The sequence below is a fragment of the uncultured Campylobacter sp. genome (assembly GCF_937981295.1).
Classification (GTDB): Bacteria; Campylobacterota; Campylobacteria; order Campylobacterales; family Campylobacteraceae; genus Campylobacter_B.
The window spans coordinates 1-20924 of the sequence record NZ_CALJPC010000095.1; the positions used below are offsets into that span (position 1 = coordinate 1).

Sequence of the window (20924 nt, forward strand, 5' to 3'; positions counted from 1 at the left end):
AAAGTATATTTCAACCGCGCTATTATCGCAAAATTTAATTTTGTTGCGCGTGCAAATCCGCGCGTAAATTTCAGCGCCTTGCGCAAATCGTAAAATTTCACTAAAATTTTAAAATCAAATTTAAAGGATAGATGATGAGGCAGATCACGATGCAGGAGGCTTTGGACGCGGTTAGCGAGCGCTACTGCAAAGGCCATCACTACGAAAACGTAGCACTCACCGATGAGATGGTGCGCCGCATCTGCGAGGTAAAAAGCCTCGTAAATATGGGCTTTATAGCTACGGCGATTACGGATGCGGCGCTGCAGCATCTAGCCACGCTGCCGAAGCTTGCGTATCTGTTTTTGCAAGATAGCGATAAGATAAGCGGCGAGGGCTTTAGATACTTTGCGGAACACGCTAAGCTCGAACACATCGGTATCGAAAACGTCAGCATCACGGATGAGGGGCTAAAAGCGATCGTGCAAATCCCGAGGCTAAAATCGCTGCGCCTGATCAATTCGCACGTGAGCTTTGCGGGGCTGCTAGCCGCGGCGGATACGAAAATCCAGTTTTATCTAGACGGCGGGCGCTTTAGCAAGGAACAAATTGCGGAGTTTGAGCAGGCGCAAAGAGACGTCGCAAAGAGCAAAAAGAAGCTTGATCCAGATGACCTGGCGGCGGCGCGCGATGCGCTGCTCGCGTTTTTCGCGGCGATGAGCGAATGGGAAAAATTCGCTACATCGCGAATTGATGACGCGGATGACGGCGAGGTGCAGCGCAGATGCGAGGAGCTATTTGCGCGCTACTGCACGCCCGTTAGGCGCAGCGGCTTCCGCCCCGAGGGCATCTCATTTTCGATGATGGAGGGCGGCACCTACGGCGGGTACGAGCTAACGGACGCCGAATGCGAGAGTAAAAATAAAATTTACATCTACGCCAAGGACGAACACGGCTTTGCGCGCCGCTTCCTGCTCGTGCGCAAGGACGGGCGCTGGCTCGTAGATAAGTGCCAAGGTATGGACGGCAAAAACCGCGGGCTGTAAATTTGAGCGCGAAACGGGATTAAATTTCATCTGCGGCGCGATCGCAAGATAAAATTTAGCCTGCCGCGGGCACTGTGATAAAATTTCATCGGCGCTACAAAACAAAAACAAAGAGGGCAAATGAGCGGTAAAATTTCTGCGTACGACGCGCACGGCGATTAAAGAAAGGTGCGAATGAAAAGGCAAATTTTCTCCGAGCTGGGCGGCTTCGTGATAAAGGGTCCTCGCGCTGCTCGCGCACTATCTGGATAAGCACGGGCTTGCAAGCGACGACGTTCTTGCCTATTTCACGCAGACCGAACACGGCGACGCGGTCACAAGAGAGGGGGTCGCGGTGCCGATATCGGGCGTCCGCAGCGATTATTACGATTTTGCGGTTACCGTGGGCGAGGCGAGTGAGGAGATATTCGCACAAGACGAAGCAAAAATCATCTCTCGCGGCTGGGTCTTTCACTCCTCGGGCACGCTAAAAATCGCAGGCATCGGCTATTTTAAAGATATGAGCTGCATTAGCGAGCAAAACAGCCTGAGTTTTCGCGTAAAGCGCGGTCGGTACCGCTTGGAAATTTTAAGCGGATACCGAGGCGCAAATTTTAGCGGTGCGCCCGCTCCCCTCGGCGATACGCCCGTTTTTCATTTGCGGCTTACGCCTTCCGCTGAGCCCAAATTTAGCGGTGATTTGGAAACGTCATTTTATTTTTAGCAGAATTTGTAAAATTTCGCGTAAAATTTCTCTTTTTATGCGCGGCGGGCAGGCAAAATTTTATAAATTTAGCCGCATTTAACCGCTGCGCCGAGCAAAATGCTATAATCGGCGCCAAATTACGGGAGGCGAGATGGTTTTTGACGAACTTATAGACGCGCTGGCGCAAAACGGCTGGCAGATACGGCGCAGAAATGAAATTTGCCCGCCGCAAAGCGAATTTTTAGGCGGCAGATTTAAAAATTTAAGCGAAGATTTTTACCACTTTGTTTGCTCTTTTGAAATTTTGAGCGACGCTGCGGACGCCGTTTGGTTCGTATCCGCTAGAGATTATGCGTCGCCAAACGCGGACGAAGCGGAATTTTGCTACGAAGATTTTGAAAAAGACAGCCTGGAGTGCGCGGCTAACGATGCGGAAAGAGCCGCCGTGAGCGCGTTTTGGAGTGGGTGCTTGCCGTTTTTGTTTTCAGTCAGGGGCGAGCGCTGCTTCGCGGGCACCCTCACGCAGGGCGCAGACGCGGGCAAGATCGTATTCGGCGCGGAACCGATATATGAGGATGCCCTGGTCATCGCGCAAAACTTCGAGGAGCTTATCGCTATTTTCCTTGCCGCGCTCACGGACAAAAGTGCCGCAAAATATCCACTTTCTTGCTTTGTGTAGCGGCATGCGATGCGAGCAAAGCGGTACCGCGAGCGCGAGTAAAACAGCGCGACAGGGGTGCGAGTAAATTTTAGCCTCGCGCAAAATCTGTGCCGCAGATCATATAGAAAAGTAAAATTTCGCTTGATGTTTAGAGAAAAGCACGAAAAAACAGTGCCGCAAATTATACGAGCCACAAGAAACCCGTCCGATGATTTGCAATAAAATTTTGAGTTTAAATTTTACGCGCTTAGGCCAAAGGCTTCAGCGCCTCCGAACAGGCCTCAGCCGCAAAATTTTGATCTAAAATTTGAGCAGCCCATCCTCGTCAAATTTAAAACCGGGCCCCAAACCACCTCCCAGTAGTATCCGTCCGGATCGGCAAAATACGCGTGATATCCGCCCCAAAACGCATCTTGGGGTTCCTTGACGATGGTTCCGCCCGCCTTTTTTACTAGCTCTATGACGCTAGCTACGTCCTCTTTGTTTTTTACGTTATACGCTAGCGTGATGCCGCCAAATCCGCTTCCTTTTGGCGGATCGTTTTCGTCGATATCTCGAGCCAGCGCGTCCAATGGATAGAGCTCAAATTTGGTCCCCGGCGTATTAAAAAAGCATACCAGCGGGTCGTCGTCTTTGCAATCCGTCTTAAATCCTAGGCCGTCGCGATAAAATTTCAGCGCCCTTTGCATGCTTCGCACGCCTAGGCAGATGCAGGTTATTTTATTCATTTTTGCCTCCATAAATTTTAACGTATCTATTTTGGTTTCTTAATGCCGTAGTCGAGCCTGCGCTCAAATAAGCCGTCGTCGCGGTAGCCGAGCGCGCCGTCCGAACTTTTTAATCGCCGATCATTAAAATTTTAAAATTTCGCCTCCAAGCTCGGCGTTAAATTTTAAAATTTAGGCTGCTTCCAATCTAGCCCGCAAGCTAGCTCAAAGTCCGCACCTTACGGCTCAAACGAGCAAGCTTTTAGGTTTCCGCCCGCTAAGCCCTTTTTAAACCACTCTTTGCGCTGCGCCGAGGTGCCGTGCGTGAAAGAATCGGGCACGACGCGACCGCTAAATTTGCGCTGCAGCGTATCGTCGCCGATCGCGCTGGCGGCATTTAGCGCCTCGTCGATGTCGCCCACTTCAAGCACGCGCCCGGCTTTTGCTAGATAATGCGCCCAGACCCCAGCATAGCAGTCCGCCTGTAGCTCGACTTTGACCTGAAGCGCGTTTTGCTCGGCTTCGCTGCGAGCGCGCCTTTTTAGAGTGCTAACCTGCTCTAGCGTGCCGATTAAATTTTGAACGTGATGCCCTACTTCGTGCGCGATGACGTAGGCCTGCGCGAAGTCGCCGCCCGCTTTGTATTTGTTCGCAAGCTCGTCGAAAAAGCTAAGATCGAGATAAATTTTACGGTCCCTCGGGCAATAAAAAGGCCCCGTCTGCGCGCTCGCAAAGCCGCAGCCGCTTGCGATCTGATCGCGGAAAAGCCGAAGTCCGGGCTCCTCGTAGCGCACGCCCGCACTTTTAAATATCTCGTCCCAAACATCCTCGGTTTGGGCTAGCACCGCCGAGACGAAGGCGAGCTTTTCTTGCTCCTGTGGGCTATCGGTCGGCTCTCTTTGCGTGCTGGCGCCTCCGTCTAAAAGCGCTAAAGGGTTGTAGCCCATAAAATACGCTACGACGCCGATTACGAGCACTATGCGCCCGATCTTTGAGCCGAGCAAAAACCTAATGATCGGGATCAGCATCCCAAGTGAGCCCGAGCTCGTGCGCATGCTGCTTGCGCGGTCATCCTCCACGTTTGAGCTTCGTCTGCCGTTTTGCCATTTCATGTTCTTCCTTTAAAATTTTTGAGCCATTATACTAAAATTTTAAAAAGAGCGCCGTCTTGCCTTTACAAAAACAGTGCGCGCGTAGCGAAATAAATCTGAAATTTTGCTTATTTTAAATTTCTTTTAAGCTGTTTAAAATTTTAAATTCTATATAATCGCCCTTTTTAAATTTAAAAGAAAGGAGAATTTGTGGCAAAAGACGACGTCATAGAGATCGACGGCAACGTCATAGAAGCGCTGCCGAACGCGACTTTTAAGGTCGAGCTGGACAACAAACACGTGATTTTATGCCATATCGCGGGCAAGATGCGGATGCACTACATCAAGATAATGCCGGGCGATCGCGTAAAAGTCGAGCTGACCCCTTACAGCCTCGATAAAGGCAGGATCACCTACCGCTATAAGTAAGGATAAAGTTAAATTTAGATATACTCGCGATTTTGCGACTAAACTGTAGGAAGAAGTGTTTTCAAAATCCCCACTATTTTGAAAACAGTTGGTTTGATACTTTCGCTTTTGAAATTTCATTAAACCTAGGTGCAGTTTGCATTTAAAGTGGAGAAAATTTTAGGAGAGTGGAATGAAAGTTCGTCCATCCGTTAAGAAAATGTGCGACAAATGTAAAATTGTCAAGCGCAAAGGTGTTGTTCACGTTATTTGTGAAAATCCAAAACATAAACAAAGACAAGGATAAGTTATGGCTCGTATCGCAGGTGTAGATCTACCAAAGAAAAAAAGGATTGAATACGGACTAACTTATATCTACGGTATAGGTTTATTTACGTCGAGAAAAATTCTCGATGCGGCAGGAATTTCTTACGATAAAAGAGTCGCCGATCTGAGCGAAGATGAAGCCGCCGCTATCAGAAAAGAGATCCAAGAGCACTATATGGTTGAAGGCGATCTTCGCAAACAAGTGGCTATGGATATCAAAGCGCTTATGGACTTGGGCGGCTATCGCGGCTTAAGACACAGAAAGGGCCTTCCTGTTCGAGGTCAAAAAACAAAAACGAACGCCAGAACCAGAAAAGGCAAACGCAAAACCGTCGGCGCGGCAGCTAAATAAGGATTGAGATATGGCACAAAAAAAAGTAGTTAAGAAAAAAACCGTCAGAAAAAATATCGCCAAAGGCATAGTTTACATCTCCGCTACGTTTAACAACACTATGATTACCGTAACGGACGAGATGGGCAACGCGATCGCGTGGAGCAGTGCGGGCGCTTTAAATTTTAAAGGCAGCAAAAAATCCACCCCTTATGCGGCGCAACAAGCCGTCGAGGACGCGCTAAACAAAGCCAAAGAGCACGGCATCAAAGAGGTAGGCGTCAAGGTTCAGGGTCCGGGAAGTGGACGCGAGACCGCCGTTAAAAGCGTAGGTAGCGTAGAAGGGATCAAAGTTACATATTTCAAAGATATCACTCCTCTTGCGCACAACGGTTGCAGACCGCCTAAACGACGTCGCGTGTAATTATAAAAGGAGAAATTTATGGCTAGATATACAGGACCGGTTGAAAAATTAGAAAGAAGGCTCGGCGTCGATCTATTTATGAAAGGTGAGAGAAGACTTGCGGGCAAGAGCGCGCTTTTAAAACGCCCTTACGCTCCGGGTCAGCACGGACAAAGACGCGCTAAACTAAGCGAATACGGCTCACAGCTTCGCGAGAAACAAAAGGCTAAATTTATGTACGGCGTAAGCGAAAAGCAGTTCCGTAGGCTATTTGCCGAAGCGGCTCGCAGAGAGGGTAACACAGGAGCGATTTTGGTTCAGCTTTTAGAGCAGAGGCTAGATAACGTCGTTTACCGCATGGGCTTTGCTACGACTAGACGCTTTGCGCGCCAGCTCGTTACGCACGGACACATTTTAGTAGACGGCAAACGCGTCGATATCCCTTCATACAGCGTCCGCGCAGGACAAAAGATCGAAGTGATCGAAAAGAGCAAAAATAACCCGCAAATTTCAAGAGCGCTGGATCTTACGGCACAGACCGGCATCGTAGCGTGGGTAGACGTAGAAAAAGAGAAAAGATACGGAATTTTTTCTAGAATTCCAGAGAGAGAAGAAGTTGTTATTCCTGTAGAGGAAAGATTTATCGTAGAGCTTTACTCGAAATAGTAGGTGCTAATATGAGAAAAATCACAACATCAGCTCATATGCCAACTGAAATAAAGGTTGAGAATGTCAGCGAAAATGTTGCTAAAATCATAGCATATCCCTTTGAAACGGGATATGCCGTCACTCTAGCTCATCCTTTACGAAGGTTACTTTATACGAGCACGGTCGGTTTCGCGCCGACTGCGGTTAAAATCGAAGGCGTAAGCCACGAATTCGACAGCATGCGCGGTATGCTCGAGGATATGGCGGCTTTTATCATAAATTTAAAGGGCTTAAGGTTCAAAATCAAGGGCGATTCCCTACGCGAGGTCGTAGAATACAGCTTTAAAGGACCTAAAGAAATTTACGGCAGCGACCTAAACAACGACGCCGTAGAGATCGTAAATCCAAGCGCTTATCTAGCTACGATAAACGAGGATGCCGATCTTAAATTTACGCTCATCATCGAAAAAGGTATCGGCTACGTCCCAAGCGAAGAGATCAGAGAAAATTTAGACGCTGATTTCATCGCGCTGGATGCGTTTTTTACCCCGGTAACCAAGGCTGTTTACGACATCGAAAACGTATTTGTAGAGGATAATCCCGACTACGAAAAGGTCGTCTTTACGATCACTACCGACGGTCAGATCAGCGCGATAGATGCGTTTAAAAACGCGCTTGAGGCGATGTATCAGCAGCTGGCGGTTTTCAAAGGCATCGTAAATATCAGCGCTGCAGATACTTTCGGTAGAACGATCCCTGCAAATTCCGAGTTTGCAAAGCTTTTCGAGAGCGTTAGCAATCTAAGCTTAAGCGCACGAAGCTTCAACTGCCTAGATCGCGCCGATATTAGATTTATCGGCGAGCTAGCGATCATGGAGGAGAGCGAGCTTAAAGATCTTAAAAATTTAGGTAAAAAATCGCTAGAGGAGATCAAGGCCGTTATGGAGGAGATCGGTTATCCTATCGGCAACCAAGAGCTCGGCGATAAAAAAGAGCAGCTAAAACGCAAGCTTGATGAGCTAAAGGCTCAAAGACAAAAGAATGAAGGACAATAAATGAGACATAATCACGGATATAGGAAGCTAGGGCGTACTTCGTCTCACCGTGCCGCCCTGCTTAAAAATTTAACCATCGCTTTAGTTACTAGCGGCAAGATTGAAACCACGCTTCCTAAGGCAAAAGAGCTAAGAAGCTATGCCGAAAAGCTGATCACTCGCGCGCGCAAGGGCGACAGCGAGGCGTATAGATTTGTTTTCGCGGCGCTTCAAGATAAAGCTGCGACAAATAAGCTGGTCACCGAGATCGCTCTAAAATATACAGGCGTAAACGGCGGCTACACTCGCATCATCAAAACTCGCCTCCGCAAGGGCGACGCCGCAGAGATGGCTTATATCGAGCTAATCAGCAAATAAAATTTCGGGGTCGCTCCCGAAATTTCTTCTATGAAATTTAAAATTTTACTCCCGCCTATTATCATCGCTGCGGGCTTGGCATGGGCATTGGACAACTATCTTAGCTACAAAAATATCGAAACGATCAATTCTGAAATTTCGCTAAAGCAAGCATTGAGCGGCGAGCAAATTTCTAAAATCCGCGTCTATAAATCCAAACGAATTCTTGAAATTTTAACCTCAAAAGGCGTCGCGAAAAGCTACAAAATCGCCCTCGGACGCGAGCCCGAAGGACACAAAGAAGTTCAAGGCGACGGCAAAACCCCGGAGGGCAACTACACCATAAACGGCAAAAATCCAAACTCGGCGTATCATCTAAATTTAGGCATCTCCTATCCGAATAAAGCCGACGTAGCACACGCAAAATCCCTCGGCAAGAGCGCAGGCGGCGATATCAAAATCCACGGGCTACCGAACAAATTTAGCTACCTAGGGCAGAGTATCGCGGCGTTCGGCGACTGGACGGAGGGCTGCATAGCGCTCGTCAACGACGATATGGACGAGCTTTTTGAACACGTGAAAATCGGCACGCCGATAGAAATTTTGCCGTGATTGCACGCGCCTGCGCTAAAATTTCACAGCCGCGATCGATATAAAATGTAGCGTAAATTTCATCTGCGAGCTTTAAAATAATATTCGCCGCCCAATCTTTCATATCCCGCAAAATTTACGATTAAGATCGAAATCTATTTTTTATAAAAATTTAATCGTATCGGCGCTTGTCCTAATTAAATTTAGACAGTTTCGCTTTAAATTTTACCTACCGCTCAAGCAAAATTCCTTTTCAAATTTAGCCCTCGGTCTGGCTGAAATTTCATCCCAAATTTATAGCGCAAATAGTCTAAATTTAAATATACGCAAGCCCGATGATTTGCGCGTACTTCGCCATTGCGAATCGATAAAATTTTAAAATCGCGGCTCGCCGTTCGCGGCGTATAAAATTCTTTGCGAGCCATTACGCAAAATCCGCGTCCTCACGCAAAATTTCAGATTAAATTTCATCCCCGATAAGCCTTTTTTTATCGCTTTTAGATATAATTCGCCAAAATCAAAACAAGGAATTTTAATGATACCATTTAGCGATGAAGAGCTTCTAGCCCCGGTACAGGATAGCTTAGAGCTGATCCGACCGATGCTGCAAAACGACGGCGGCGATATGAAGCTTTTAGGCATAAAAAACGGCGTCGTCTATGTCCGCCTTACCGGGCATTGCCACGGTTGCGCCGCAAGTGCGCAGACCCTAAAATACGGCATCGAGCGCCAGCTTCGCATGGATATTCACCCCGAGCTTAGCGTCGTAAACATCCCCGAAGGCGAAGAGTTTGAACTATAAAAAACTGGGGCTAAAGGCCTTTTCGCGCGGAGAATTCGAGCTTGCGAAGCTGTATTTTTCGCTCGCCTACGAAAAAAGCGGCGAGGAGGAAATTCTATTTTTACTCGAGCTTTGTCAGACCGCGCTGGCAGACCGCGAAGAAGCGCTTATGCTCTTTGATTTTTACAACCTCAGCCCCAAAACTCAAACCGCGGAGCTTTTTAAAATTTTAAACTCCATCAACGAAAAGATTGCGAACGAAACGGCCTCCGAGCCCGGCGCCGAGGATGAGATCGCCGTTATTGCGTATGCCGATTTTATGCGAGCGGTAGGTCAAAAGGGCTTCAAAGACGCCTTCGAATCGATCATTTTTTCCTCTAAAATCGCCATTTCGGACAAAAGCGAGATGATAGAATTTTTAGAAAATTTGATAGAAAACGGCTACTACGAGATGGGGCTTAATTACGTCGAAAGCTCGGCTGCCGCGTATGCGGGCGATGAGCGCTTCGAAGCGCTAATGCAAAAAATCAAAAATCATGAAAATACGACTCGAAAATAGCTTTATCACCGACAACTCCGCCGAGTGCGAGGCGGGTTGCTTTTTTATGCACACTGACGCGAACGCTAAATTTGAACCCGAAGCGGCGCAAAAAGGCGCGCAGATCATCTCTATCGCGCAAGCAAAGGAGCTTTTAAATATCGATCCGCGCATCAAAATCGTAGGCATCACCGGTACGAACGGCAAGACCACGACCGCGGCGGCGATCTATTCGACGCTGCTGGATCTGGGCTTTAGCTGCGGCTTAAGCGGCACGCGCGGCGCTTTCATAAACGAGCGCAGGATCGACGAAAAGGGGCTTACGACGAGTTCGGTTTTTAAGACGATGAGCTATCTTTATGAAGCCGGCAAGCAGGGCTGCGAGTATTTCGTTATGGAGGTAAGCTCGCACGCGATAGCGCAAAATCGTATCGAAGGATTAGAATTTGCGCTTAAAATTTTTACGAATTTGAGCCAAGATCATCTCGATTATCACGGCAGCATGCAAGAATACGCGGCAGTCAAGAGCTCGTTTTTCGCAGACGACGCGCCAAAGCTTATAAACGCCGATGACGGACACATTAAATTTAACCCTGCAAACGCCCTTACCTACGGCATCAAAAACGCCGCAAGCTTCGGCGTAAGCGGATACGGGCTAAAGGGCGGCATCGACGCGCTCGTGCGCACTCCAAACGGCGATAATGCACAGCTGCAAAGTGATCTGATCGGCGAGTTTAATCTCTACAACCTTACCGTGGCGTTTGCGGCGGTTAAAATTCTGACCAAGCTGCCGAACGAAAAGATCGCAAAAGCCCTGGCAAACTTCGGCGGCGTCGAGGGTCGCGTGCAGATCGTAAATAAAAACCCGCTTGTGATCGTCGATTTCGCCCATACCCCTGACGGCATCGAGAAGGTGCTAAATGCACTGCGTGTAAGTGGCGAGATTATCGCGGTTTTTGGTGCGGGAGGCGATCGCGACCACGGCAAGCGTCCGAAAATGGGCGCCATCGCCGAGCACTTTGCCAAAATTTGCATCGTCACGAGCGATAATCCGCGTAGCGAGGATCCGGATGAGATCATCGAGCAGATTTGCGCCGGCATGCGCCGAAAAGATAAAATTTTAAAGATCGCGGATCGCAAAGAGGCGATCGCGCGCGCGCTAGATCTTGCCAAAAACGGCGAGATGATCGCTATTTTGGGCAAGGGAGACGAGACTTACCAGGAGATCAAGGGCGTGAAGCACCCCTTCAGCGACAAGCAGGTCGTGAGCGAGCTCATCGCGGCGCGAGGCGGGTCAAATTTAGACTAAATTTAAAGGACGGCCGATGAAAATCGAAATTTTATCAAGCAAAATCCACCGCGCGCGCGTGACGGATGCCAACCTAAACTACGTGGGCTCCATTACGATCGGGCCCGAACTCATCGAGGCTGCAGGGCTTTGCGAATATCAAAAGGTCGAGATCCTAAACGTCAATAACGGCGAGCGCTTCGCTACATACGTGATCCGCGGCGAGAAAAAGGGCGAGATCTGCCTAAACGGCGCGGCCGCGCGCAAAGTCTGCGTCGGTGACATCGTCATCATCGTAGCCTACGCTCAGATGAGCGTCAAAAAAGCGAGAGATTTCGAGCCAAAAATCGTGCAGGTAAACGAAAAAAACCAAATAACGGAGTAAAGATGTTTGAAGGAATGGATTTTTCGAAAATGGGGCAGATGCTCGATCAGATGCAGGCCAAGGCTAAGCAGATCGAGGAGGAGAATGCGAGCAAGGAATTTACCGTAAAATCGGGCGCGGGCATGGTCGCCATCAGGCTAAACGGCGCAGGCGAAGTGCTCGATCTCAGCATCGACGACAGCCTTTTTGGCGATAAGGAAAGCCTGCAGATACTACTGATCTCAGCGATAGGCGACGCGATAAAACTCGTCGAAAATGAAAAGAAGGGCGCCGCAGCATCCATGCTAGGAGGGCTCGGCGGCCTAGGCGATCTGCTCGGCGATAAGGGCTAAGCGTAGTTCAAAAATGGTGAAAATAAGCTTTTTATATAGAATGGCTGTTTTGCTTAGCGAACGGTTTGGATTTTACGGAGCGAGCGGCTTCTGTAGCAAACTAAATGAAGCCCGATTTTATAAGGCGGCGTTAATTTAGATTTTTGTGGCGATACGGTTTGCATAAAGCACAGCTTGCTTGATTTGACGCTAGGTTATTAAATTTCAACCTTAGCAAATCGGTCAAATTTAATGGGTGGCGTGAGGGCAAATTCTAAAATTTCGGCGAGCTGCTACGCTGCGGCGCAAAGTAAAATTTAGCTCGCACGGCTTAAATGCAAAGCGGGCGAGCCATTGCGCGACATCCGCGAGCAAATCTAGCTAAGATGCGGCTCAAAAAAGCGGAGCATCCTTCGCCGCACGCACTGCGTAAAGCTAGGGAATTAAAATTTAAAATTTTAAGCGGCATGATTGCTTTTACGCGGCGTACAAACGGCTCACGACAACAAAGTCTAAGCTGCGCGACAAAAAGGCATTTGAAGGGCGCGAATTTGCATTCGTCAAGGGCGCGCCCAAGCAGAGCAAATCAAAACCGCAAGGTAGGATCGATGGATATTTTAGAAAAATTTAAAGATTACTTGAAGCGCAACGAGCTGAAGGCGCCGAGCTTTCATCCGTACTTCGAGGAGGCGCTCAATTACATGCTGCAAGCGGGCGGTAAGCACTTTCGCGCGCAGCTGCTACTAGGCGTCGTCTCGGCGGTGGATGAGCGGCGCTTTGAGGGCGCGCTGGCGATCGCGATGGCGCTTGAGATGATCCACACCTACTCGCTCATACACGATGATCTGCCCGCGATGGACGATGCGGATCTGCGCCGCGGACGGCCGAGCCTGCATAAAAAATACGACGAGGTCACGGCGATTTTGGTGGGCGACGCGCTAAATACCGACGCGTTTTTGATCGCCGCGAGCGCGAACCTAAGCGACGAGATCAAGATAAAATGCATTAAAACTCTAGCGCGAAATGCAGGCAGCAGCGGCATGGTGCTGGGCCAGGCGATCGATTGCCGTTTTGAAAACAGCCCGCTAAAGCAAAGCGAGCTTGAGTTTTTACATCTGCACAAAACGGGCGCGCTCATCGCTGCGGCGTTTGAGCTAGGCGCCATAATCGGCGGGCTAAATGACGAGCTCGCGCATGAGCTTTATAAGATCGGGCTGAAGCTAGGTCTTATATTTCAGATCAAGGATGACATCATCGACGCCACGGGCGACGAAGCAAGCGCGGGCAAGCCCGTAGGGGCGGACGGCGCGAAAAATTCCTTCGTAAATTTACTCGGACTTGCGGGTGCCAGAAGCTACAAGCAGCGCCTAATAGGCGAGGTAAGCGGCGCGATGAGCGGCTATGATGCGAGCCTACGCGATTTGGTTTTAAATTTGATAGAAAAATACCTGAAAGGATGAAAAATGTCGAGCGAGCAGCTAAGTAAAATTTCAAACACGATCAAATTTCTAAGCGCGGATATGATCCAAAGCGCCAACTCAGGCCATCCCGGCACGCCGATGGGGCTAAGCGACGTAATGAGCGTCTTTATGAGCAAGGTATGCCACAATCCCAAAAATCCCGCGTGGCTGAACCGCGACCGCGTCGTATTCTCAGGCGGGCACGCAAGCGCGCTCGTGTATAGCTACCTCTATCTTAGCGGATACGATTTGAGCATGGACGATCTCAAAAGCTTCAGGCGTCTACACTCTAAAACTCCCGGTCACCCGGAGATCGCTACCCCGGGCGTCGAGATCGCTACCGGACCGCTCGGACAGGGCGTCGCAAACGCGGTCGGATTTGCGATGGCCGCGAAATACGCCGCACATCTGCTCAACGAGGGAGGAAACGAGATTATCGATCACCGCGTCTATTGCTTCTGCGGCGACGGCGATCTGCAGGAGGGTATCAGCTACGAAGCGTGCGCGCTTGCGGGCAGACACAACCTCGATAATCTCACGATAATCTATGATTCTAATGGCATCACGATCGACGGCGGCACCGATATCGCGTGGTTTGAGGACGTAAAGGTGCGATTTGAAGCGCAGGGCTTTGAGGTCGCGCGCATCGACGGGCATAATTTCGATCAGATAGAATTCGTCCTTGACGAGGTCAAAAATAAAACCAAACCCTACCTCATCATCGCAAATACCACGATCGGCAAGGGCGCGCTCGAGCTTGAGGGCACGGCCAAGACGCACGGCGCTCCGCTTGGAGAGGAGCTGCTTGCGCGCGCTAAGCAAAATCTAGGCTTTGATCCCGCTCAAAGCTTCGTCGTAAGCGAGGACGTGCTTTTTGCGACGCGGGCTGCGATCGAGAAGGGTGATTTGGAGGAGCGGCTTTGGAAAGAGAAGCTTGCGAAGCTAAGCGATGAAAAAAGAGCGCTTTTAAACGAGCTTTTAAATCCCGATTTTAGCAAGATAGAATTCCCTGATTTTAGCGGGCTTAAGGTCGCCACGCGCGATAGCAACGGTAAAATTTTAAACGCCATCGCAAACGCGGTGCCCGGCTTTTTGGGCGGAAGCGCCGATTTGGCGGCGTCTAATAAGACCGAGCTTAAAGGTGGCGGCGACTTTCCTTGCGGCAAAAATCTACACTTCGGCATCCGCGAGCACGCGATGGCGGCGATCGGCAACGCCTTCGCGAGATACGGGCTTTTCATTCCGTTCAGCGCGACGTTTTTTATCTTCAGCGACTATCTCAAGACTGGCGCGCGACTCGCGGCGCTGATGGGCTTGCGCCACTATTTCGTCTTCACGCACGACAGCATCGGCGTGGGCGAGGACGGGCCGACGCACGAGCCTATCGAGCAGCTTAGCACCTTCCGCGCGATGCCAGACTTCTACACTTTCCGTCCCGCAGACGGCAACGAAAACGTAAAATGCTGGCGCACGGCGCTTTCCCTGAATGCCCCCGCGGCGTTCGTCTGCTCGCGTCAGGGGCTTGAGCCGCTGCCTAAGGCGGTTTTGGGCGACGTGCAAAACGGCGCGTATCTGCTAAGGCAGAGCAAAGAGGCGCAGATCACGCTCATCGCAAGCGGCAGCGAAGTCTCGCTCTGCCTAAAAGCGGCGGCGATCCTGCAAGAGCAAGGCATCGGCGCAAACGTCGTAAGCGCGCCGTGCTTCGAGCTTTTGTGCGAACAGGACGCTGACTATCTGGCGCAAATCCTGCAGGCGCAAACTAAAATTTTAGCCGTCGAAGCCGCAAGCGCGCTTGAGTGGTATAAATTTGCAGACGCGGTACACGGCATGCAAAGCTTCGGCGAAAGCGGCAACGCGAGCGAGCTATTTAAGCTTTTCGGCTTCACCGACGTTGCGATCGCAAAGCAGGCCAGAGAGCTTTTAGAGCAGTAGCGGAAAGGGTAAAATTTGAGCGAAAAAATCAAAATTTCATATTTAGACGGATTTAAAATTTACGGGTTAAAAGCCCGCACGAAAAACGCGGACGAGCTAGGTGGAAGCGGCAAAATTCCCGCGCTGTGGGCAAAATTTATGAAAGAGTGCTATGACGGGCAGAGCGAGATCTACGGCGTCTATTATGATTACGAAGACGGCAACGACGGGCTTTACGATATATTTATCGGCACCAAAGCGCCCCGCAGCGACGAAACCTTGGAGATCAAAAGCGGCAAATACGCCGTTTTTAGTTTCCCAAATGAGCCGCAAAACGTAGCAAAGTTTTGGAGTAAAATTTGGAGCTTTTTTGAGGCCGGCGAACTAAAAAGAGCGTTTGGAACGGATTTTGAGTTTTACGGCGGAGACGAGATCAAAATTTTTATCTCGGTTTTGTAGGGCGGCGCATGAAATTTATAAACGGCGAGTGATTTTTCACCGCCGCGACGATAAGCTTTTGCGTAAAATTTCATCCATAAAGCGGTAAAATTCCGTGCCTAAAACTACGCGCGAAAATAAATTTTATGCCGAAAGCCGCGCCGTACCTTAAGCCGTAGATTTAAAATGAAATCTAAATTTGCGCCGTTAAATTTCAACCCCCGCTCGCAAAATCAGGCGAAATTTCGCGCGGAATTTCATTTTTAAATCTGTTATTAAGCCATTTTTGGCTTAAATTACATTTTTATTCGGGTAGATGTCCGAGCGGTCGAAGGAGCGCGCCTCGAAAGCGCGTAAGGCGTCAGCCTTCTAGGGTTCGAATCCCTATCTACCCGCCATTCATTCAAATTTCACCCAATACTTTGGAGTTAAGATGAGCAATAAACTCCTTTCGATGAGCCTGCAAGAGCTGTGGCGGCTCTTTCCGATACGTCTCGTGCCGCACGATCCGCGCTGGGGCGAATACTTTAGGCAGGAGCGCGAAATTCTGCGCGGCCTGCTGCAAGATCATGGCGAGATCAAGATCCACCATATCGGCAGCACCGCGGTAAGCGGGATCTGGGCGAAGCCGATCGTAGATATTTTGATCGAATGCTCGGATATTGCCGCCGCCAAACAGCGCCTGGTAGAGGCCGGCTATCTGCTAATGAGCGAAAAGGGGAGCCGCTGCAGCCTAAATAAGGGCTACACCGAAGCGGGATTTGCCGAGCGCGTTTTTCACGTACATCTACGAAATTTCGGCGATGCGGATGAGATATTTTTTAGAGATTTTTTGCGGGCGAATGCGGATATCGCCGCGCGGTACGAGGCGCTTAAATTAGAGCTTTGCAAGCGATTCGAGTTCAACCGCGACGCCTATACTGCGGCAAAAAGCGAATTTGTGCTTGAGCTTACGCGTATCGCTAAAGAAAATCTAAAATAGTCGCGCAAATTTATCATCTGCGTAGAAGGTCGCTTCCCAAGAGCGATAAAACGTCCAAATTTTATAAACGAAACGGGCGGATAGCGCCGCACCTTACAGGCTAATTTCTATAAATTTTGACCGTAATTTCAAATTTAAGAGGCGGCCGTCCAGCTATCGACAGATAAAATTTTAAAAATCCAACTAACGGCAAAGTCGCCCATAAAATGCGCTGTATCACCTATCGCCGTATCATACCGCAAACGAAAGGTGTTCCCGCGCTTCGTTACAAGTTTAAATTTAAAAGCCTACGCGTCGTTAAATTTTTAGAATTTCACCAAAAACAAACTCACAAACTCGCTAAATTTAAAGCGGCGAAAATTTTAAATTCCTCGCCGCTAGCTAGCCACACAAATCCGTCTGGCGCTTAAATTTAATGATCGCTCTTCAGCCCCGCGCCGCAAAGCGGGATGATGCTATCTCCTTGTAGATCGTGGCTTTCTTTGTAGCGCAGATACGCCGCATAGGTAGCCGCGGTCGTGTGCTCGACGTAAAATCCGCCGCGCGCAAGCGCCGCTCTGGCAGGCAGTATATCGCTCTCGCTCGCCAAGATCACCTCGCGCTCGCCAGCGTAGCTAGAGCCAAGAATTTCGCCCGCGCGCATCGGTCTTGCGATCGCGATGCCCTCCGCTAGCGTCGGCTGCGGCCTGGTCTCGCGCGCCACAGCTTCAGCACCGAAAAGCGGAGCGCAAAGCTCGCCCTGAACGATGAAAATTTTTGGCAGCGCTTCGATAAGACCGCCCTCATATAGCTCGCCCAGCGCTGCTTGAGCGCCCAGCAGTAGCGTGCCGTTGCCCACGGGGATAAAGATATTGCGCGGCACCCTGCCCAGCTGCTCGTAGATCTCATAAATGTAGCTCTTTGTCCCCTCGTAAAAGATCGGATTATAAACGTGGTTGGCATAATAAATTTGCTCGCTCACGGCCTTTTTGCGGCACGCATCCGCCGTCTCGTCGCGGCTGCCGTCAAATACCGTGACGTGCGCGCCGTGGCTTTTGATCATATCAATCTTTTTGGGAGACGTGCCCTTCGGGACGTAAATTTCACACTCGATGCCCGCACGAGCGCAGTACGCCGCCACGGCGTTGCCCGCGTTACCGCTGGAGTCTTGCAGCACCTTTTTCACGCCGATATTTTTGGCATGCAGCACCAAAACCGCCGCGCCGCGGTCTTTAAACGAAAGCGTAGGCATCGCGTAATCGAGCTTGAGGTAGAGGTCTTCGCCGAATTTCACACTCGCCGTGAGCCCCTCGCCCATCGAAATTTCTTTAAATTTAGTCGTGTTGATACCCATAAACCTGCGGTATCTAAAGATGCTAAACTCGCTTTGATCTACGAGCGCGGGGTGAAATTTAGGCGCATCGGAGTTTAGCTTATACAGCCCACCGCAGTCGCATTTATAGCTCAAAGTATCGATGGACGCGTGCTTGCCGCAGCCCGTGCAGATGAAATCGCTCATTTTAGCTCCTACTTTTTCTCTTTTATTTTTGCGACGGCCTCGATCTCTACGAGGCAGCCGAAGTGCAGAGCCGTAGTCGGCACCACGACGCGGGCGGGCTTGTGTGCGCCGAAAAATAGAGCGTACTGCTCGTCGATCACGTCCCAATTCGCGACGTTAGGCGTATAGACGCGGCACATCCGCACGTCGTTTTTATCCGCACCTGCGGCGGCCAGCACTGCCGCGACATTGCTTAGAGCCTGCGCGGTCTGCTCAGCAAGACCCTCCAGGATAGCTCCCGTGCGCGGATCCACGCTTAGCTGCCCCGAGACGTAGAGCGTACCGTCGTCGTCTAAGATACCCGGCGCATAGTGTGCCTTTTTCGGCGCGAAACCGGTTGGATAAATCTCTTTCATTTAAGCTCCTTGGCGTAGAATTTTTGAAATTTTATCTAAATTTCTAGATTTTATATGAAATTTTATAGACTTTGCGCCAGACTAGCGCTTTTCGGACCGAGCATTAAGCTCTTTGAAATTTTGAGACCCGCCGCTTGCATAGTGCAGCGGCGCGCAATATGTGCGGATAAAGGCAATCCGCCTATTCGAGCTCGTAGCCCTTCGCGCTTTTTAATTTCTCGTCATAATCGACTCCGTTAGCAATTCGCTTGCGTGAAGCATTAAAATCCACTCGTATCGGGCTTTTGCGCTCGTCAAACTCAAGTGGCGCGACACCGATGATATCTGCTAGCAGATGTGCCAAATCATCGCTCATAAAAGGCTTATCTTTCGCCGCAGCCAGCCTCTGCCATAGCGTAGCATGATCGCTCAAAAACTCGCGCGAGGCTATAAAAAGCAACGGAATTTCGTAAGTAAAGCGGCTCTCCATGCCGTGCCCAAGGCGTCCATTTTCGTATAAATTCTCGCCGTGATCGCTAAGATAAACGATGAGGCTGTCATCACCCGAAAAAATTTTAAAAATTTCATTTATGACAAAATCGTTGTAAAGCACGCTGTTGTCGTAATACGCGACGACATCTTTCTGCTTGGAAGTAAGTTTTGCCTTTACATCCGCCGCACTAAACTTGCCAAATCCCTCGGGATAGCGCAGGCTATAATCCATATGGCTACCGATGAGATGGATCACGTAGAAATTTCGCTCGCTCTGCCCCGCTTTCGCCTGATTTATGAGTGGAAGCAGCACTCCATCAGGCTTGATGCGGACGGTTTCGTAAAGATTGCTCTTTGAGAGGAAGGATTCCGCGTCCGCGCGATCGGCAGCGCTTTTAGCACTTAACGCATGTGCGCCGAAAGCCTCTTGATTGCTAATCCAAAAGGTGCGGTAGCCACTTAGCTTAAACATATCGATGATGCTGAGGTTGCGAAACCACGCCCTTTTGCGCTCGCTTTCGTAATCGCTGAAATTTAAAAGCCGCATCAGTACCTGATTAGTCGTGCCGTAAGGCGAGATTGTATCGCCAAATTTTATCAGATTGCCGCTTGCTTCGAGACCCTCCAAAAGCGGTGTATTTTTAACGCCGTAGCCGTAGAGCGACATATGCCCGCGCTGCAAGCTCTCACCGATTATTAGGATGATATTTTTGACGCGAGACTTTTGCAAGGCGGGGTTTGTAGCGGCCTCAGGGTTTTTAGAATTTGAAATCACGCTGGGGCTTTGCGGCGTAGAATTTAAATTTACGCTGGAATTTTGCGCCTGGGCGTTTGATGCAGGCGCGGAATTTTCAGACGCGGAGCCCGAGGCGGCGCCTTGCGGATCTGAATTTGCGCCGCCTTTTAAAACGCCTTCGTTCACGCGCTTAGCCTCGTCATATCCGAGCTGCACTTCGTGCATATCGGTGATGAAATTTTTATCGCTTAGATAATCTTTTAGCGTGAAGGCAAACTCCAGCGGGACGTATTGCGATAGCTTGGTTACAAAGCCGCGCTTGCCCTGAAAAGCTTTGACGGCGATATCCGCGCAAAAGATCGATCCATAGATAAGATAAAGCGCCGCTAGCAGCAATCTTAAGCGGCTATGCGCTTGCTCCTTCTCTCGCCGTCCTGCTCTTAGTGCCGCAAAGATGCAGCCGAGCAACGCCGCTAAATATAAAATCGTTGCCGGGTTAAGAAACTGCGAAACAAACTCGCGCGTCTCGGCTGCGTCGGTATGGACGATCGCGTCGATCGCTACGACGTTGAAGCTTGAGTCGAAATTTACGATCAAAAATAAAGACGTGCTCGCAATCAGCGCAATTAACGCCAGTAGCACGAACGAAACAAGCTTAAAAAATCGCCCGCTAAGCAAATAGCAGAGGTGAAAGATGAGCAAATTTATGATGAATACCACGGGGAAACTCTCGGCGATGTAGGCAAAGATGGGACCGTTAATCTGATAATGTATCTTAGCCCAGCACGCGAGCAAGCATAGCACCGTCGCAAGCCAAAACACCCTCCACACGGGACGTTCGCGCAGCGCGGTAAAAAAGCCGCGGTCGATTTTCATAAGCAAGCGCGCTATGAGCCCACCCGCTTTCGTCTGCGCCGCAAGCTCGCCTATATTTGCCAGCGCTACATAAAATTTTTCTCTCATTTTATCTTTCCTGCCTCGTACGAAGGGACGCGATGACGCGTACTTCACATAGCGCGACATATTTTCGCTTTAAAATCAAGGCGCAATCTTAGCCGCTTAAAGCTTTGAGCTTGCTTACTTGCGCGCCTTTACGCTTCAAATTTTACGGCTAAATTTTAAAGATACGGGCGGGGGTTAGAATCGGATGACGGAATTTTGAGGCTAAATTTTAATTGAAAGCGGATCTAAGAGCGAAGCTACAAAACGAGGCTTTAAAAACAAAATGTATGAGCTAAAATCTCGGCTTTTAAAATTTTGCGGCCGGACCCCGCAAACCGTCGCAATAGATTTTAAAATTTCTAGTGCGATAAGCTTCAAACGGTCTTTGGATAAAATTTATGCATTAAGCGACTGGAGTAAAATTCTACGACACGAGCAGTGTAAAATTATCAAAGACCGATCGCGGGCAAAATTTCGCACCGACAAAGTGAAAAAATTTTAACTAGGCTGAGCCAGCTTT

Annotated in this window: 24 protein-coding genes, 1 tRNA gene and 1 pseudogene; 21 read left to right on the top strand and 5 right to left on the bottom strand. The window is 49.6% G+C overall.

Annotation, left to right across the window (positions count from 1 at the left end):
• The first annotated feature begins 134 nt into the window (after positions 1 to 134).
• From Q0135_RS09755 to Q0135_RS09765, 3 genes are all read left to right on the top strand, one after another.
• Positions 135 to 1025 (top strand): NTF2 fold immunity protein, encoded by an 891-nt coding sequence (locus tag Q0135_RS09755; RefSeq protein ID WP_297990147.1) that lies wholly within the window; start codon positions 135 to 137, stop codon positions 1023 to 1025.
• 334 nt (positions 1026 to 1359) lie between these two features.
• A complete protein-coding gene (locus tag Q0135_RS09760) occupies positions 1360 to 1728 on the top strand; it encodes a hypothetical protein (protein ID WP_297921403.1) in 369 nt (122 codons plus the stop codon).
• Between the two features lie 133 nt (positions 1729 to 1861).
• Complete coding sequence (locus tag Q0135_RS09765) at positions 1862 to 2389, top strand: hypothetical protein (RefSeq protein WP_297990148.1); 528 nt, start codon at positions 1862 to 1864, stop codon at positions 2387 to 2389.
• Between the two features lie 282 nt (positions 2390 to 2671).
• On the opposite strand, the pseudogene Q0135_RS09770 reads toward Q0135_RS09765, so the two are convergent.
• Both Q0135_RS09770 and Q0135_RS09775 read right to left on the bottom strand, forming a co-directional pair.
• Positions 2672 to 3099, bottom strand: a pseudogene (locus Q0135_RS09770) (VOC family protein).
• Between the two features lie 218 nt (positions 3100 to 3317).
• Positions 3318 to 4190, bottom strand: a complete 873-nt coding sequence (locus Q0135_RS09775; RefSeq protein WP_297923214.1) for a neutral zinc metallopeptidase — start codon at positions 4188 to 4190, stop codon at positions 3318 to 3320.
• 189 nt (positions 4191 to 4379) lie between these two features.
• Between Q0135_RS09775 and infA the strand changes: the two genes are divergently transcribed.
• The 18 genes from infA (at position 4380) to Q0135_RS09865 (ending at position 16362) form a co-directional block, all read left to right on the top strand.
• Positions 4380 to 4598: a translation initiation factor IF-1 gene (infA, locus tag Q0135_RS09780; protein ID WP_005869854.1), complete on the top strand. Its 219-nt coding sequence runs from the start codon at positions 4380 to 4382 to the stop codon at positions 4596 to 4598.
• A 172-nt stretch (positions 4599 to 4770) separates the two neighbouring features.
• Positions 4771 to 4884, top strand: coding sequence for a 50S ribosomal protein L36 (gene rpmJ, locus Q0135_RS09785; protein ID WP_005869855.1), 114 nt, complete (start codon positions 4771 to 4773; stop codon positions 4882 to 4884).
• Between the two features lie 3 nt (positions 4885 to 4887).
• Positions 4888 to 5256 (top strand): 30S ribosomal protein S13, encoded by a 369-nt coding sequence (gene rpsM / locus Q0135_RS09790; protein ID WP_005869856.1) that lies wholly within the window; start codon positions 4888 to 4890, stop codon positions 5254 to 5256.
• A 10-nt stretch (positions 5257 to 5266) separates the two neighbouring features.
• A complete protein-coding gene (gene rpsK / locus Q0135_RS09795; RefSeq protein WP_177387174.1) occupies positions 5267 to 5659 on the top strand; it encodes a 30S ribosomal protein S11 in 393 nt (130 codons plus the stop codon).
• Positions 5660 to 5677: 18 nt separating this feature from the next.
• Entirely contained in the window at positions 5678 to 6304 is a 627-nt protein-coding gene (gene rpsD, locus Q0135_RS09800) for a 30S ribosomal protein S4 (protein WP_177387176.1), read from the top strand.
• Between the two features lie 11 nt (positions 6305 to 6315).
• Entirely contained in the window at positions 6316 to 7341 is a 1026-nt protein-coding gene (locus Q0135_RS09805; protein WP_297990151.1) for a DNA-directed RNA polymerase subunit alpha, read from the top strand.
• Positions 7342 to 7698, top strand: coding sequence for a 50S ribosomal protein L17 (rplQ, locus tag Q0135_RS09810; RefSeq protein ID WP_297990152.1), 357 nt, complete (start codon positions 7342 to 7344; stop codon positions 7696 to 7698). It abuts the gene before it with no gap.
• Between the two features lie 30 nt (positions 7699 to 7728).
• Positions 7729 to 8289 carry a L,D-transpeptidase family protein gene (locus tag Q0135_RS09815; RefSeq protein ID WP_297990154.1) on the top strand — a complete coding sequence of 187 codons (561 nt, stop codon included), beginning with the start codon at positions 7729 to 7731 and terminating at the stop codon, positions 8287 to 8289.
• A gap of 514 nt (positions 8290 to 8803) precedes the next feature.
• A complete protein-coding gene (locus tag Q0135_RS09820; protein ID WP_297990156.1) occupies positions 8804 to 9070 on the top strand; it encodes a NifU family protein in 267 nt (88 codons plus the stop codon).
• Complete coding sequence (locus Q0135_RS09825) at positions 9060 to 9608, top strand: histidine kinase (protein ID WP_297990158.1); 549 nt, start codon at positions 9060 to 9062, stop codon at positions 9606 to 9608. Before Q0135_RS09820 ends, Q0135_RS09825 begins: the two co-directional genes overlap by 11 nt.
• The gene (locus Q0135_RS09830) at positions 9586 to 10896 is read left to right on the top strand and encodes a UDP-N-acetylmuramoyl-L-alanyl-D-glutamate--2,6-diaminopimelate ligase (RefSeq protein WP_297990161.1); all 1311 of its coding nucleotides are present in this window, start codon (positions 9586 to 9588) and stop codon (positions 10894 to 10896) included. Before Q0135_RS09825 ends, Q0135_RS09830 begins: the two co-directional genes overlap by 23 nt.
• 16 nt (positions 10897 to 10912) lie before the next feature.
• Positions 10913 to 11260, top strand: coding sequence for an aspartate 1-decarboxylase (gene panD / locus Q0135_RS09835; protein ID WP_297990163.1), 348 nt, complete (start codon positions 10913 to 10915; stop codon positions 11258 to 11260).
• 2 nt (positions 11261 to 11262) lie between these two features.
• Positions 11263 to 11592: a YbaB/EbfC family nucleoid-associated protein gene (locus Q0135_RS09840; protein ID WP_297990164.1), complete on the top strand. Its 330-nt coding sequence runs from the start codon at positions 11263 to 11265 to the stop codon at positions 11590 to 11592.
• A gap of 587 nt (positions 11593 to 12179) precedes the next feature.
• Positions 12180 to 13031: a polyprenyl synthetase family protein gene (locus Q0135_RS09845; protein ID WP_297990165.1), complete on the top strand. Its 852-nt coding sequence runs from the start codon at positions 12180 to 12182 to the stop codon at positions 13029 to 13031.
• Positions 13032 to 13034: 3 nt separating this feature from the next.
• A complete protein-coding gene (gene tkt, locus Q0135_RS09850) occupies positions 13035 to 14963 on the top strand; it encodes a transketolase (protein WP_297990166.1) in 1929 nt (642 codons plus the stop codon).
• Between the two features lie 27 nt (positions 14964 to 14990).
• Positions 14991 to 15401 carry a GyrI-like domain-containing protein gene (locus Q0135_RS09855; RefSeq protein ID WP_297990256.1) on the top strand — a complete coding sequence of 137 codons (411 nt, stop codon included), beginning with the start codon at positions 14991 to 14993 and terminating at the stop codon, positions 15399 to 15401.
• Positions 15402 to 15690: 289 nt separating this feature from the next.
• Positions 15691 to 15778, top strand: a tRNA-Ser gene (locus tag Q0135_RS09860).
• Between the two features lie 35 nt (positions 15779 to 15813).
• Positions 15814 to 16362, top strand: coding sequence for a GrpB family protein (locus Q0135_RS09865; RefSeq protein WP_297990167.1), 549 nt, complete (start codon positions 15814 to 15816; stop codon positions 16360 to 16362).
• A gap of 412 nt (positions 16363 to 16774) precedes the next feature.
• On the opposite strand, the gene Q0135_RS09870 is transcribed toward Q0135_RS09865, so the two are convergent.
• The 3 genes from Q0135_RS09870 to Q0135_RS09880 form a co-directional block, all read right to left on the bottom strand.
• On the bottom strand, positions 16775 to 17860 hold the full coding sequence (locus Q0135_RS09870; RefSeq protein ID WP_297990168.1) for a threonine synthase: 1086 nt from the start codon (positions 17858 to 17860) through the stop codon (positions 16775 to 16777).
• 8 nt (positions 17861 to 17868) lie between these two features.
• Entirely contained in the window at positions 17869 to 18255 is a 387-nt protein-coding gene (locus tag Q0135_RS09875; protein ID WP_297990169.1) for a RidA family protein, read from the bottom strand.
• A gap of 181 nt (positions 18256 to 18436) precedes the next feature.
• Positions 18437 to 20425: a sulfatase-like hydrolase/transferase gene (locus Q0135_RS09880; protein ID WP_297990170.1), complete on the bottom strand. Its 1989-nt coding sequence runs from the start codon at positions 20423 to 20425 to the stop codon at positions 18437 to 18439.
• Positions 20426 to 20924: the final 499 nt, after the last annotated feature.